The following is a 14,031-nucleotide window of genomic DNA, read 5'->3' as shown; positions in this document are numbered from 1 at the left end:
GGCTGGATGAGCAAAGCCCTGAAAATTTCTCTTATTGCGTTTGTCGCTTTTCTTGCGACAGTTGGGTTCGGCACCAGATATGCCGCTTCGTTTATTAATCCTACTCAATTAACCAGGCTTCTGAGTGCTTCTGTCAAAGAAGCCACTGGGCGTGATTTAAAAATTACCAGTCCTGTAAGCCTTCATCTTTTCCCATCGATTAGTGTGAGTGCAGAGCAGATCTCCCTCAGTAATGCGCCATGGGCCAGAAATCCCAATATGCTCACGATTGGGAAAATTGATTTAGATATTAGAGTGCTGCCGCTATTTTGAGGAGGCGTGTTGAAATTGGCAAAATAGGTGTCACCAGCGTGGAGGTGAATCTGCAGGCCAATCAGGCTGGAGTGGGTAATTGGAATTTTACCCCGCCAACCATGGCGACATCCACCTCCGGAACTTCGCCCACGGTCAGTGACACCAGCAGCAGTGTGTTTGCTTCTTTAAGTGAGTTCGATATCGCAGATGCCCGCATTCACTATCAGGATGGCGGTCAGGCTGAGAAGTTATTCAAGCTTCCAAAGCTCTCTTTTAGCGGTCACGCCGGTAAGTCTGAAATTTTTATGGATCTGCAATACGCTCAGCACAGCCTGAATTTACAAGGGAAAACAAGCTCGCTTCTTGACGCCTACTTTGGATGGGATCAGACGCCTGTAAAAATGGATTTAGATCTGATTTTGACGCTCAATGGTAAGTCGCTAGCTATTGCAGGCAAAATTGATAAGAACCCGCAAGTATTGCCGCACTTGAATATCAATCTGCGCTCTAAAGCGTTCGATTTAGCGCCATTAGCAGGATCTGCGGCTATTGCAGGTTCCGCTGGAAAGTCCCACTCTGCTCCTGTCCGCCAAGCTCAGGGTAAATATTTTTTCTCAGATGAGCCGTTGCCATTTGATTTTCTGCCGTTGGCTGACGGCTCTATCAATATCAATATTGCTGAACTTGCCGTCCCAGGGCAAACCCCGTTCTCAAACTTCAAAACGACGTTGCAATTTAAGAAAAATAGCATTGATGCAAATGATTTCAGTTTTAATATTGGTAAAGGCAGTGCCCATGCCCAAATTGCCATCATTGCTTTTGATAGCCCGACTCCCAAAATATCCTTTAAAGGTCTCGCTAGCGGCTTTACCTTGGAGCAAATGATTGTCACTACAGATGCGAATGCGAAGGTTGCTGGTGGAAGTGCACATATGGCCTGGAATCTGCGGGGCAGTGGCGTGAGTCCCCATCAGTTACTAAGTCACGCTACTGGCGCTATCCAAGTATCTGTAGGCCTGAGCACATTGGATGCGAAGTTTCTTAATAAGGGTGGTGACTTCATCATCACTGTATTTGATGTGATAAACCCACTGTATAAAAAATCTAATCAAACCGTGTTGGAGTGTGCTGTTCCATATTTGCCAATCAATAATGGCATAGTGAATATTCAGAATTCGGTTGGAGTTGAGACTGACCGCTTGGGTATCACACTGTCTGGCTCGGTCAAGCTGGCAAGTGAGACTTTAAATATCAAGATCAACCCAAGAGAAAAGTCAGGATTAACAACGGGTCTAGATTTAGCGGGGCTCGTTAATATCGGCGGTACCTTGCAGAACCCTCAGACTGGGGTAAACAAGGCTGGTGTTGTTAATAGCGCCGTCTCGATTGGGCTCGGCTTTTTGACTGGTGGAATTAGTATCGCCGCTGAAAATGCCAAATCTTTGGCGACCAAGTCGCAGCCTTGTAAAGCAGCGCTGCGTCCTTGGTCTGATATCTACTCTGCGAGCAAGTAAGAAGTTCCCAGCTCGGGAAAGTATTTCTTAGACAACTAAGCCGCTAACAAAAAGGCTAAATAAAGAAATAAAGATGCTGGCAAAAAATGCGGTCCAGAAGCTAGAGATCGTAAAGCCACTGACCAATGCGGAAACGAGCATGAACACTAATGCGTTAATCACGAGCAAGAAAAGGCCCATGGTTACGACTGTTAGTGGCAAGGTGAAGAGAATGAGTAAAGGCTTCACTATCGCGTTAGCAAAGCCCAAAAGTAGGGCGGCGATCAATAGTGAACCACCATCTGCAAAGCGCAAGCCGCTGAAAATATAACTAGCAACCCAAAGTGATAGGGAAGTTAAGCCCCACTGGACTAGAAAGAGCGTTAAGTTACTCATAAATATTCCTTTATATGTTGTCAGGATTTATTGCCTTATGGCTATCTTAGCAGTTGATTAGTAGTGCGGCGGAATTTCATCTTTCAGACTACCGCCTCCACCACCAGTGCTGCTGGCCTGTTCTTTGATGGTCTTCAGTTCGCGATAGAGGAACTCAATTTGCTGTTGTTGCTTATAGACAGTCTCATTGAGCTTTTCAATAAGGTCTTCGGTAAAGCTGAGCTTGATTTCTAGGTTGGTAATGCGTTCTTCGGACATGATGACTGATCTTTCTTATTCGCTGATGAGTTCAAAGCGTCCATCTTCCATTTCTGCTTTGGGTCTAATCCAACAATCATGTGATTGCATGGAGTCATAAACATAGGCGGACTCGAGAGTGGCTTCTACATTAGCGAGCAAGACGACTTTATAAAAGCCGCCTGTCTTCACATGCCTGAGTTTGCTTCCTGGGTTAAAAAGGCCATCGTCAGGATCCGCTAATTTTGGTTTACTCATGTCAACAATGCGCTTTCTCGGTATGATCTAGCGATGGCAAATTCCATCCCATACTCCATTCTAGATATATCTCCGATTCCGCAGGGCTTTACCGCAGCGGATGCGCTTCGTAACTCATTGGACGTGGCTCAACACGCCGAAAAATGGGGCTATACCCGCTACTGGTAGCAGAGCACAACAATATGACAGGTAATGCGAGCTCTGCAACGGCAGTGCTTGTTGGGTATATCGCTGGAGGCACTACCCAGATTCGAGTGGGCTCTGGAGGGGTGATGTTGCCCAATCACGCTCCGCTGGTGATTGCTGAACAATTTGGCACTCTAGAGTCGCTCTATCCAGGGCGAATCGAGTTGGGCTTGGGTAGGGGCGCCTGGAACAGATCAAATGACGGCGAGGGCTTTGCGTCGTGATTTGCTGGGTAGTGATGATCGCTTGCCGCAAGACGTTCGAGAGCTCCAGCATTATTTTGGCCCGCTTCAAGATGGACAATCTGTCAAAGCTATTCCGGGCATGAACACCAATGTACCGATTTGGATTTTGGGATCCAGTCTTTATGGTGCGCAATTAGCCGCCCATTTTTGTTTGCCTTACGCTTTTGCTTCTCACTTCGCACCAGAACAATTGCTTGAAGCAATGAAAAGATATCGAGAGCTCTTTAAGCCTTCAGCCCAACAAGCCAAACCTTACAGTGCATTTGTGATGAACGTAGTAGCCGCGGATACTGATGAAAAGGCACAACACCTCTTCACCACTCTCCAGCAGAACGTGGTGAGAATGCGCCGCAATACTCGTGGGCAATTGCCACCCCCGATAGCAAATCTAGATGATTTTTGTGAGCCCCATGAAAGAGCGGCTGCAGATCACACTTTGCAGGTTTCAGTGGTTGGGTTGCTAGAGACCATTCAAAAAGGCATGCGTCATTGGTTGGATGCCACGGGTGCTAACGAGTTGATTTTTACTGGGCAAATATTTGACCATCGGGCGCGCTTAAGGTCTTTTGAGATTGTCGCACAAGCCGTGCAAGGTTTATAGAGAAAGTGCTGATTAGTCTGCGGTAATCAGGACGTGCTCCTGGATTGCCTTATGCGCGAACCGCAGTACCTCATTGTCTTTGCTGACTAAGGTGCAAGGTTTTGCCGTGAATGCCAGCTCCAAAAAGCCTTGATCATCGGTGTCTTGGCATATCCAGGGCGCCCTGATTAAGGTTTGATCATCCAATACTCTTGCTAAGCAATGCCACTGCAGGAGAATGTGTTCTCGCTGGGTTTTATCCAATGAAAACAAGGGGCGCGCAACCACATCAGCGAATTCTTCTAATGTGCTTGGGGTGGCTAGGGCATCTATCTTGCCCTCGATGAGTACTTGTTTTAGGTGAAGTATCCTAAAAGTTATTGAAGACGAATAGCTCTAACAAGACATTGTTATCGAAAACCACTACCTTCATCATCAGCGTCTATTGATTGTTACGCCAAATCTCAGGAGTAATCGTGACCTCGCCTTGATCGGAAGATACATAGACCTCACCATCTTGAATATTCACATGCAGGACCATACTGCGCTCAACCAATTTATTGAGATCTTCGGCCTGGTCTGCTGGAATAGAGAATACTTGTAAATTTCGGGCGCGGGTGAGTTTGTGCGCAATGCCATCCCACCAGATTTTGCTAGTGTGCCCACCATAACAATAGACAACCACTTGATCTGCGCGACCACAGGCTTTCAGGATGCGTCGTTCATCTGGTTGACCAATCTCAATCCAAAGCTTAATCGCATCAGTGAGGTCTTTAATCCAAAGATCGGGCTCATCGGTATCGCTCAGACCATTAGTAAATACCAAGTCCTCGTGCGCCTGCAATGCAAACGCGATGATGCGGATCATCATTCGCTGCTCAGTCTCTGACGGATGCTTGGCGATGGTTAATGAGTGACTGCCATAGTAGTGACGGGCAGAATCTGCGACATGAATGTCGGCTTTGTGGATAGTTGCGCGTAGAGCCATGACGCATTATCGCCTTTATGAATGAACTCCTGGCTGGAGTGAACCCATAACCAATATTATTTAAGCTGTAGCCCCCAAGGGGGCTGAAATGCCTAAATGACTGTGTGTTGAATAGCCCATGATCCGTATCACTGAATTGCGTCTTCCAATCGACCATGCTCCCGAAGCTTTGGAGAAGGCGATTCTTAAGCGCTTGGATCTAGATGTGAAGGACTTAATAGGGTTTGAGGTCTTCAAGCGTAGCTATGATGCTCGGAAAAATGTCGCCTTAGCGTTTATTTATATCGTGGATTTGTCTTCAAAGAATGAGGCAGTTCTGCTCCAAAAGTACGCGGGTGATATTCATGTCAGGCCATCTCCAGATACGAGCTATCACTTTGTGGCAAAAGCACCTGAATCTATATCTACAGGTCAAACACTGCGCCCCGTAGTGGTTGGTTTTGGACCATGCGGCATTTTTGCTGCTCTCGTGTTGGCGCAAATGGGTTGTAAGCCGATTGTGCTTGAGCGTGGCACACAGGTTCGTGAGCGCACTCAAGATACTTGGGGTTTATGGCGTAAAAATAAATTGAATCCAGAATCCAACGTGCAGTTTGGCGACGGTGGAGCCGGCACCTTTTCAGATGGCAAGTTATATAGTCAGATTAAAGGCCCGAAGTTTTATGGCCGCAAAGTCATTAATGAGTTTGTCAAAGCGGGCGCTCCTGAAGAAATCACCTATGTCGCCAAGCCCCATATCGGCACCTTCCGCTTGGTAGGTGTTGTCGAAAAGATGCGTCAAGAAACTATCGACTTGGGCGGCGAAATTCGGTTCTCGCAAAAAGTAATTGGCTTTGATATTGAGGATGGGCAAATTACTGGAGTTAAGATAGAAGGGCAGCTGGACTTGCCAGCCAGTCATGTGATCTTGGCTTTAGGCCACAGTGCACGCGATACCTTCGAGGCTTTGCAGCATGCGGGTGTTTTCATGGAGGCCAAACCCTTTTCAGTGGGCTTTCGGATTGAGCATCCTCAGTCACTAATTGATAAAGCGCGCTTAGGTCCTCATGCAGGCCATGAATTAATTGGAGCTGCAGACTACAAATTAGTTCATCACGCTAAAAATGGTCGCTCAGTCTATAGTTTTTGTATGTGCCCTGGCGGTACGGTCGTGGCTGCTACTTCTGAGCCAAATAGAGTGGTCACTAATGGTATGAGCCAATACTCTCGCAACGAGCGTAATGCGAACGCAGGCATTGTGGTTGGTATTACTCCAGAGGATTATCCAGGCGGCCCGCTGGCTGGTGTTGAATTTCAGAGGGCGATAGAGTCAAAAGCATTTGAGCTTGGTGGCGGCACTTATGAGGCGCCTGGGCAATTGGTTGGTGATTTTCTGGCAGACAAGCCCTCCACTCAATTTGCCAGTGTGCTGCCATCCTATAAGCCAGGAGTGCATTTGACCGATCTTGCGGATAGTCTGCCTGCTTATGCTATCGAAGCCATTCGCGAGGCGATCCCTGTTTTTGAGAAGCAAATTAAAGGCTTCTCCATGAAGGATGCCGTTTTAACTGGAGTGGAGACGCGCACATCCTCCCCCTTGCGAATTACCCGTGGCGCCAATTACCAGAGCCTGAATATCAAAGGCCTTTACTCAGCAGGCGAAGGGGCTGGGTATGCTGGCGGAATCTTGTCTGCAGGTGTCGATGGGATTACAGTAGCTGAAGCCGTTGCCCTAGACTATTTGTCAAAGTAAACACACAAGCCTTTTATGAGCTTCGCAGTGAACTTAGCAGCAAACCTTTCATCGATTGAAGAAAGGGAGGTGCTGTTTCATCCAGAGTTGCTGAAAAAGTTTGACATCAACGGGCCTCGCTATACCTCTTACCCCGGTGCCGATCGATTTCATAGCGATTTCTCTGAAGCAGATTACTTAGGCGCTCTAGAGCGAGTGGCCAAAGCGGACGAGCCTCTCTCTTTATATTTTCATTTACCGTTCTGCCCGAATATTTGCTATTACTGCGGCTGCAACAAAATCATCACTAAAGATCACGGTCGTAGCGCTCAATACATTAAGTATCTCGCCAAAGAGATGGCAATGGTTACTAAGGCCATGGGTGCCCAGAAGAAAATTCCAGTCACTCAGCTGCATTGGGGTGGTGGAACACCCACATTTTTATCTCATGAAGAAATGATTGAGCTCATGCACCATACTCGCGAGCATTTTGAGTTGTCGCCCGGCGGTGGGTATTCTATTGCGATTGATCCGAGGCGCGTTACCGAAAAAGATATCGCACTCTTGGCCGAGCTTGGCTTTAATCGGATTAGCTTAGGCGTACAAGATTTTAATTTGGCAGTTCAAGAAGTTGTGCATCGCATCCAAACGATTGAAGAAACCCAAGCGGTTATGGATTGGTCAAGAAATATGGGTTCAAATTGAGAAGTGTCTATTTAATCTATGGATTGCCAAAAAAACGCCAGCAACCTTTAAAGAAACAGTAGACGCTGTTCTGGCCATGAATCCCGATCGCCTATCTGTTTATAACGACGCGCATCTGCCTCATATCTTTAAACCGCAACGTCGGATTGCTGAGGCTGACTTGCCACACGCTGCGGATAAGTTGGATATTCTTTCCAATACGATTGAGCGCTTGGGTGAGGCTGGATATGTTTTTATTGGCATGGATCATTTTGCCAAGCCAGATGATGAGTTGGCTATCGCTCAAAAAGAAGGGAAGCTGCATTCCAATTTCCAGGGCTACTCCACGCAATCGGAGTGTGAGTTATTGGCTTTTGGCATTTCTTCTATTTGCAAGGTAGATGATTGCTATTCTCAAAATGTGCGCACTTTAGATGAGTATCACGAGGCCCTAGATCACGGGCATTTGCCAGTGCTGCGGGGTTTACGTCTGGATAAAGATGACTTGTGACGCCGAGAGTTGATTGGTGAGTTGATGTGTCAGTTTGCTTTAGATACCAAGGCTTTTGCGACATCGCATCAAATTGAGTTCTCGAAGTACTTTAAAGTCGAGATAGAATGGTTAAAAGGTCTAGGTGAAGCGGGGCTTTTAGATTGGGTGGGCGAGTCTATAGTAGTTCCCACCAAAGGTCGTTTATTGGCTAGGCGTGTGGCGATGACGTTTGATCGCCATCTCAGAGAGTCTCAAGCAAAAGGCACTTATTCCAAGGTTTTGTAGGTCAAAATATAGTGAATTTGATCTAGATCAAATAAGCCTTAAAACTGTGTTGCTTTTTAGCAAACCAAAAATCCCCATACCTCTTTCATTTGATTGCAATCAAACTACATTACGAATATCAATTCAAAAATGATTCCATTGCAATTGACAACAAAAGGGAAATCATCATGCGTATTAAGTCACTCGTAGCGGCAATGGCTGATGTAGCCTCTTTAGCTCCAATCGCAGCGAAAGCTCAAGCCCAAGAGAATCCTTGGATGGTAAGAGAATCCTTGGATGGTGCGTGTGCGCGCAGTGGACCTCCTTTGGCAGAATGGTCAAACTGGAGCTGTTCAGGCTTTGAATGTGAAGGCAAAGGACCAGTGGATTCCTGAGTTTGACGTTTCTTACTTTTTCACCAAAAACATCGCTGCTGAATTAGTGTTGACATGGCCACAACAGGTAAATATTACTGCTGGTGGCGCTAATATCGGCAAAATCACTGCATTACCACCTTCATTGCTGGCCCAATATCATTGCACGGACTTAAGCGCATTTAAGCCTTATGTTGGCGATGGTAGTAACTACACGATTTTTGGTAATCGCCAAAACTTCCCTGGCTATACAACCGCTGCATTACAGGTTGAGCCATCAAGCGTTGGTTTTGTAGGTCAAATTGGCGCAGATTACATGTTTGATAAAAACTGGGGTATTAACGTTGATGTGAAATATGCAACAATCGCTACTAACGTGCAGACTGTAAGCAATGGTGCAAACATTGGTAAGTTGACTTTGAACCCATGGATGCCAGCAGTTGGTGTGACTTATAAGTTCTAAGAACTCAGTTCTTTGGTCTTGAGATAGAGCTCCTGAGGGGCTCTATTTTTTTGTCCTTAGCTTTAGCGCTCATCACACTAAGTCTTCCATAAACTTCTCAAAATCACTTTCACTAAAGACTGAGTTATCAAATCGATGCAATGCAGAATGGGCTGGCGGTTCAGTTCTACGCTTGGTGTATTGCTTCCAGCGATCAAGCTTCCAGTTATCTCGTGGGTCAGCACGTTTTTCTATCCGTCGTTTAGCCTCAGATTCCTCTAGATCGATCCAGGCAATTTGAATAGTAGTTTGTGGTGGCAATCCACGCGCCTGAGCATCAAATATTTCCCCGCTCTGAATTTCTTTTGAGAAGGGTCCAACGAGCACCACATTAACCCCGAGTAGCAAGTTTTCTCTAGCAATATCAATGGGGCCTTGGTATTCCCAATCGCGTAGGTTTTCGAGGTAATAGGGGCTATCACGATCGTTTGGGTTGCCAGTAGTTAGCTGCATCACATGAGCGCTAAAGGCGCCATATGCCGTGCCTTTATCAAGAAAGAAAAAATCTTCTCCCGTCTTTTCAATTAAGAGTGGCAAGGTCTTTTTGGCCAATGTGGATTTACCTGTGCCTGCATGCCCAGCAAAGAGAATGAGGCGGGGTGCCGAATGGGTTAATTTGCAGGTCATATAAGAGATAGTCTCGCAGAAATTGACGGAAATATCTTATCTTTTGGCGAAGTGACGATAATGATGTCGCCATGGCTTTAATCGTACTCACTGATGCAAAACTGGCTTTTGGCCACGTTGACCTCCTCGCAAACACCGCTTTTTCACTGGAATCCGGTGAGCGTGTTGGCTTAATTGGCCGAAATGGCACTGGTAAATCTTCTTTATTGAAGATCTTGGCTGGTATAGAAAAAATGGATGATGGCCTCTTGCAATATCAGCAAGGGCTGCGGATCGCCTATGTTCCTCAGGAGCCTATCTTTGAGGCCGAGGAAACCATTTTTGATGCGGTTTCTAAGGGCGTAGCGCAAGCAAAAGCCTTGCGTGAAGAGTATGAGGCGTTGACCGTAGGGGAGTGGGATGATGCTTCACACCATCGCTTAGATGAAGTGCAATCGCAATTAGAGGCTGTGAGTGGTTGGAATTGGGAGCAGCGGGTTCATGAAACTTTGGATCGCCTGCATCTCGATGCGGAACTCAAGATTAATACGCTTTCTGGAGGAACAAAGAAGCGGGTTGCCCTTGCTCGGGCTTTAGTGGAGATGCCTGATGTTCTTTTGCTTGATGAGCCGACCAATCATTTGGATTTGGATTCTATTTCTTGGTTGGAGGCTTTACTCAAGAAATATCAAGGCTCGGTCATTCTGATTACCCATGACCGCGCTTTCTTGGATAACGTTTGTACGCAGATTGTCGAGCTCGATCGCGGCATTTTGCGCAGCTACCCTGGCAACTTTACGCACTATGAAGTTGTAAAAGAGCAAGAGCTCAGTGCGGAGTCTTTAGCGAATGCTCGGGCGGATAAATTGCTGACGCAAGAAGAGGTATGGATTCGTAAAGGGGTTGAAGCGCGCCGTACACGCAGCGTTGCCCGCATTGCGCGCCTAGAAAAGTTACGCACCAGTCGTGCCGAACGTAGAGATGCTATGGGGCAGGTAAAGCTCGCAGTTTCTGCTGGCGATCGCAGTGGCAAGATTGTGGCTGATTTGCAGAACGTTAGTAAGAGCTATGATCGTCCGATTGTGAAAGATTTCACGGACACTATTTTGCGTGGTGATAAGGTCGGTTTGTTGGGCCCCAATGGTGTCGGTAAAACGACTTTGCTCCAGTTGATTTTGGGTACGATTGCGCCTGACTCTGGTACTGCAACCATGGGAACCCGAATTGAAGTGGCTTACTTTGATCAAATGCGAGAAGGTCTTGATCTGAATGCGTCGCTAGAGGATTACATTAGCCCGGGTAGCGAATGGATTGAAATCAATGGTCACAAAAAACACGTTAAGAGTTATTTAAGTGATTTCTTATTCGCGCCAGAGAGAACCAATTCCCCCGTTAGCACTTTGTCTGGTGGTGAACGTAACCGCTTGCTTTTAGCTCGCCTGTTTGCTCGTCCTGCCAATGTATTGGTATTGGATGAACCAACCAACGACTTGGATATTGATACTTTAGATTTGCTCGAACAACTCTTGCAAGACTATAAGGGCACTGTCTTCTTGGTCAGCCATGACCGCTATTTCTTGGATAACGTCGTCACTAGCATTATTGCGAATGAGGGTGATGGCTTCTGGCGCGAGTATGATGGCGGTTACGAAGATTGGAAGATTCAAAAAGCGCGTTTAGACAAAATGCGCGCATCCAGCGCTAATGGGAAGTCAGGAGAAAAAGTAGAAGCCAGAGCAGAGGCAAAGCTGGAGGCTAAGGCGGAAGTAAAGCCAGTTGTAAAAAGTGGGGTTCAGAAACTGAACGGTCAAGAACGTCAAGCACTAGAAGCTCTACCAATACAGATTGAAGCATTAGAGACTGAGCAAGCAGACATCGGTATTGCAATGAGCAATCCGGATTTATATAAAAATGAGCCCGAGTTGGCGGCGAGCATGCAAGCGCGCGTGAGCGAAATTACATCTGATTTGGATCTGAAGCTACAGCGCTGGGAGCAGCTCTTAAGCCGCTCTGAATCCTAATTCGATTCCTTATTGACTCTCCGCGCTGAATGCGCGCGCCGAGTTGAGCAATTTCATCCAGCAGATCCAGCGCTAAGGCAGCGCCTGGCACATTCAACTCTAAATCGTGAGTGAGATGAGCTGCTGTTTTGGCTCTTCTCAGTGAGTCGCCACTAAAACGCCAATCCTCAGGGGAGGATCCTGCGGGGCTTAAGACGCCCTCTGAAACCCAAGTCATGATGAGGTCTTCTGGAGTACGCGAAGCATGTGAAAGTTCAAGCATTGTCATATGAACTTCATCTTCAACTACCTGGCCTTCAATCCAGGTGATATTGGTTTGCGTCATATTCATCATCCCTTCAAGTGAGATCTCGGGTTGAAATTAAAAGCCTTTTCAAATTGTTGGTAGGCCTCTTTTTCTGCGTCCGTTTGCGCGGGAGGCAGAGTAATCGTGGGGACGACATACAAGTCACCGGGCTCTGAGCTTGGTACGCCTTTGCCTTTCAGGCGAATCTTGCGACCAGCTACCGTACCTGCTGGAATTTTTAACTCCAGAGTACTGTGGGAACATTGACTGTTGTGCCTAGTGCTGCTTCCCATGGTGCCAAAGGAATATCGATGAACACATCCTTGCCCTCAACTCGATAGATGGGATTGGGGTGGAAATTGATTTCTAGATAGAGGTCGCCGGCAGGGCCTTCGCCAACGCCAGGCCCACCTTGTCCAGAGAGGCGCAGATTTTGACCGGCCTTAATGCCCTTGGGAGTGCTGACGTCTAGCTTGCGCTCTTGGGTGCTGACATGACCGCTGGCATCTTGCACAGACACATGCAGAGCGATAGTGCGCTTGCCTCCGTTATAAGCATCTGCGAGATCAATCAGTATTTTGGCGTGATGGTCTTGTCCTTTGAAGTTCATGCCCTGACGGGAATGGCCACCACGCCCACCTTGGCGATGTTTTCCTCTGCTAAAGAGGGATTCAAAGAATTCACTTTGATCGCCTTCAAAGCCACCACCATATCCTGGGTGGCCACCACCAAATCCGCCATCAGAATATTCAAAGCCTTCATTCCAATTTGGGGGAGGGGTGAAGGCTTGACCGTTTTTCCAATTCTCTCCAAAGCGATCATAAGCTGCGCGTTTTTCAGTATCTTTTAAAACGGCATACGCTTCGCCAATTTGCTTGAATTGCTCTTCAGCGCCAGCTTCTTTATGAACGTCTGGATGGTATTTGCGTGCTAGCTTGCGATACGCTGCTTTGATTTCAGCTTCAGTCGCGCTGCGAGGAACGCCGAGTGTGTCGTAGTAATCCCTAAATTTCATAAGCTTGTTTCAGTATCGCTTCAGTCTGGGTTTAGCTAATAGGATTAATTCTACCGTTCTCTTAGCTCATTACCCCAATTTGCCAGGGTACAAATTTATAGTCGCCCAGACCGAGAAGTTCACTCTTGGAGGGTTCACCTGAGGCGGTACGCAGAAACAACTCAAATATCCATTCTACCATTACTTGGACGGAGACAGTGCCATCTAATATTTACCCGCAATTGATTTCCATATCCTCAGTCAGACGTTGATACATCGGCGTATTGGTGGCCAATTTGGTTGCAAGGGCTTGCCTGCCCATTAATTTGCAGATCTCTACCAACGGAATACTCATCTTTCCACCAGCGAATACGGCTAATGAGTTTCTCGCAAACAGCCTTGCTCACTGCACGACGAGTGAGGTTATGTTCAACGCCATAGATCTCCGGCGTTTCCGAAAGAATGCCAGTGCCGCCATGACGCGACAAAATATCAATGGCCGCGCCTAATGCTGGGTTCTCTGTAATAGAGGAGAGGCCATCTGAACCGCCGCATTGCAGTCCAACGCATCAGTGACTGGCGGAAACCGTTGCCCGTTTTGCTTTATTAGCTTCTGGTAGCAATGCTTTGACTGCTTCAATACCCGCTTCGATCGTTTTGCGTGTGCCGCCTGACTCTTGCATGATGAAGGCATGTAAATTTGCACCCGCAGTCAGATCTTCCTGCTCCATTAAGCCCTTGAGCTGATTGCGTTCGCAACCCAAGCCTACAATCCGTGCGGCTGCGAGGTTGGGGTGAAGAGCATATCCAGCCATCGTGCGACGAAGTAACTCCATTGGCTCGCCACTCATTTCCATGCCGCAGCCTATGTCGTGACTAAACGCCACTACACCATCTATATTTGGAAATTCTTTTAATCGTTCTGGCGTGAACCAATCCGCAATTTTATTAACAACCGTTGCAGAGCAGTTGACGGTAGAAAGGATGCCAATGAAATTGCGCGTTCCCACTTCTCCGTTGGGTCTGACATAACCTTGAAAGGTGGCACGTTCAGATTCAGGTAATAGTTCAGTTGGTTTGTATTCGCCCGCATAAGCGTAGTCGCGATCAAATGCGCGAAACTCAGTATTGTGGCTGTGGACTAGAGTGCCGGCTTCAATATCTGTATTAGCAAAACCCACGGTGACGTTGTATTTGAGAATGGGTTCACCGACCCGTATTTTTTTGGATGCGATTTTGTATCCCGCTGGTATTTGGATACGACTTGTGAAATTTTCACTAGGCACTTCCGTGCCAATACCAACATCAACCCGCGCAACCACAATATTGTCGTTGGGGTGTAAGCGAATCATCGGTCCAGCTAGTTTCTTGTCGGAGATTTCAATCATGATTTTTGGGTCTCAGGCGTAATGACCAGAT

The 14,031-nt window shown here is 47.1% G+C and carries 15 protein-coding genes and 3 pseudogenes; 9 read left to right on the top strand and 9 right to left on the bottom strand.

Annotated elements, in window-relative coordinates; all coding sequences use genetic code 11:
- Positions 1 to 6 precede the first annotated feature (6 nt).
- The gene (locus DXE35_RS05625) at positions 7 to 312 is read left to right on the top strand and encodes an AsmA family protein (protein WP_114689836.1); all 306 of its coding nucleotides are present in this window, start codon (positions 7 to 9) and stop codon (positions 310 to 312) included.
- Between the two features lie 38 nt (positions 313 to 350).
- Positions 351 to 1,808: an AsmA family protein gene (locus tag DXE35_RS05620; protein WP_162784970.1), complete on the top strand. Its 1,458-nt coding sequence runs from the start codon at positions 351 to 353 to the stop codon at positions 1,806 to 1,808.
- 27 nt (positions 1,809 to 1,835) lie between these two features.
- Here DXE35_RS05620 and DXE35_RS05615 read toward each other — a convergent pair whose 3' ends face one another.
- From DXE35_RS05615 to DXE35_RS05605, 3 genes are read right to left on the bottom strand one after another with little or no spacing between them, the layout of a single operon-like run.
- The gene (locus tag DXE35_RS05615) at positions 1,836 to 2,183 is read right to left on the bottom strand and encodes a phage holin family protein (RefSeq protein WP_114689834.1); all 348 of its coding nucleotides are present in this window, start codon (positions 2,181 to 2,183) and stop codon (positions 1,836 to 1,838) included.
- A gap of 57 nt (positions 2,184 to 2,240) precedes the next feature.
- Positions 2,241 to 2,441: a SlyX family protein gene (locus DXE35_RS05610; protein WP_114689833.1), complete on the bottom strand. Its 201-nt coding sequence runs from the start codon at positions 2,439 to 2,441 to the stop codon at positions 2,241 to 2,243.
- Between the two features lie 15 nt (positions 2,442 to 2,456).
- Positions 2,457 to 2,678 carry a hypothetical protein gene (locus DXE35_RS05605; RefSeq protein WP_114689832.1) on the bottom strand — a complete coding sequence of 74 codons (222 nt, stop codon included), beginning with the start codon at positions 2,676 to 2,678 and terminating at the stop codon, positions 2,457 to 2,459.
- Between the two features lie 33 nt (positions 2,679 to 2,711).
- On the opposite strand from DXE35_RS05605, the pseudogene DXE35_RS05600 reads away from it, so the two are divergent.
- Positions 2,712 to 3,710: pseudogene (locus DXE35_RS05600) on the top strand (LLM class flavin-dependent oxidoreductase).
- Between the two features lie 12 nt (positions 3,711 to 3,722).
- Here DXE35_RS05600 and DXE35_RS05595 read toward each other — a convergent pair.
- Positions 3,723 to 4,022: a PIN domain-containing protein gene (locus DXE35_RS05595; protein ID WP_231970156.1), complete on the bottom strand. Its 300-nt coding sequence runs from the start codon at positions 4,020 to 4,022 to the stop codon at positions 3,723 to 3,725.
- 109 nt (positions 4,023 to 4,131) lie between these two features.
- On the bottom strand, positions 4,132 to 4,677 hold the full coding sequence (locus tag DXE35_RS05590; protein WP_114689831.1) for a YaeQ family protein: 546 nt from the start codon (positions 4,675 to 4,677) through the stop codon (positions 4,132 to 4,134).
- A 118-nt stretch (positions 4,678 to 4,795) separates the two neighbouring features.
- Here DXE35_RS05590 and DXE35_RS05585 point away from each other — a divergent pair, with 118 nt between their 5' ends.
- The 5 genes from DXE35_RS05585 (at position 4,796) to DXE35_RS05575 (ending at position 8,666) form a co-directional block, all read left to right on the top strand.
- Positions 4,796 to 6,409: an NAD(P)/FAD-dependent oxidoreductase gene (locus tag DXE35_RS05585; RefSeq protein WP_114689830.1), complete on the top strand. Its 1,614-nt coding sequence runs from the start codon at positions 4,796 to 4,798 to the stop codon at positions 6,407 to 6,409.
- A 27-nt stretch (positions 6,410 to 6,436) separates the two neighbouring features.
- Entirely contained in the window at positions 6,437 to 7,093 is a 657-nt protein-coding gene (locus DXE35_RS10555) for a radical SAM protein (RefSeq protein ID WP_231970051.1), read from the top strand.
- Positions 7,041 to 7,583, top strand: a complete 543-nt coding sequence (locus tag DXE35_RS10550; protein WP_231970050.1) for an oxygen-independent coproporphyrinogen III oxidase — start codon at positions 7,041 to 7,043, stop codon at positions 7,581 to 7,583. Before DXE35_RS10555 ends, DXE35_RS10550 begins: the two co-directional genes overlap by 53 nt.
- A 9-nt stretch (positions 7,584 to 7,592) precedes the next feature.
- On the top strand, positions 7,593 to 7,850 hold the full coding sequence (locus tag DXE35_RS10545) for a hypothetical protein (RefSeq protein WP_231970049.1): 258 nt from the start codon (positions 7,593 to 7,595) through the stop codon (positions 7,848 to 7,850).
- A 285-nt stretch (positions 7,851 to 8,135) separates the two neighbouring features.
- On the top strand, positions 8,136 to 8,666 hold the full coding sequence (locus tag DXE35_RS05575; protein WP_231970048.1) for an OmpW/AlkL family protein: 531 nt from the start codon (positions 8,136 to 8,138) through the stop codon (positions 8,664 to 8,666).
- Between the two features lie 72 nt (positions 8,667 to 8,738).
- Here the strand turns inward: DXE35_RS05575 and DXE35_RS05570 are convergent, their stop codons facing one another.
- A complete protein-coding gene (locus tag DXE35_RS05570) occupies positions 8,739 to 9,332 on the bottom strand; it encodes an AAA family ATPase (protein ID WP_114689829.1) in 594 nt (197 codons plus the stop codon).
- Between the two features lie 71 nt (positions 9,333 to 9,403).
- Between DXE35_RS05570 and DXE35_RS05565 the strand changes: the two genes are divergently transcribed.
- Positions 9,404 to 11,332, top strand: coding sequence for an ATP-binding cassette domain-containing protein (locus tag DXE35_RS05565; RefSeq protein WP_114689828.1), 1,929 nt, complete (start codon positions 9,404 to 9,406; stop codon positions 11,330 to 11,332).
- Here DXE35_RS05565 and DXE35_RS05560 read toward each other — a convergent pair.
- The 3 genes and pseudogenes from DXE35_RS05560 to DXE35_RS05550 form a co-directional block, all read right to left on the bottom strand.
- Complete coding sequence (locus tag DXE35_RS05560; RefSeq protein ID WP_114690390.1) at positions 11,268 to 11,657, bottom strand: chaperone modulator CbpM; 390 nt, start codon at positions 11,655 to 11,657, stop codon at positions 11,268 to 11,270. The two genes, DXE35_RS05565 and DXE35_RS05560, sit on opposite strands and share 65 nt — an antisense overlap.
- 5 nt (positions 11,658 to 11,662) lie before the next feature.
- Positions 11,663 to 12,633 (bottom strand): annotated as a pseudogene (locus tag DXE35_RS05555) (DnaJ C-terminal domain-containing protein).
- A gap of 61 nt (positions 12,634 to 12,694) precedes the next feature.
- Positions 12,695 to 14,000: pseudogene (locus DXE35_RS05550) on the bottom strand (UxaA family hydrolase).
- Positions 14,001 to 14,031 lie beyond the last annotated feature (31 nt).

Source organism: Polynucleobacter necessarius, from assembly GCF_900095215.1.
GTDB classification, from domain to species: domain Bacteria; phylum Pseudomonadota; class Gammaproteobacteria; order Burkholderiales; family Burkholderiaceae; genus Polynucleobacter; species Polynucleobacter necessarius_H.
The sequence above is the reverse complement of the archived record's forward strand: the minus strand, read 5'-3'. Positions and strand labels throughout refer to the sequence as shown.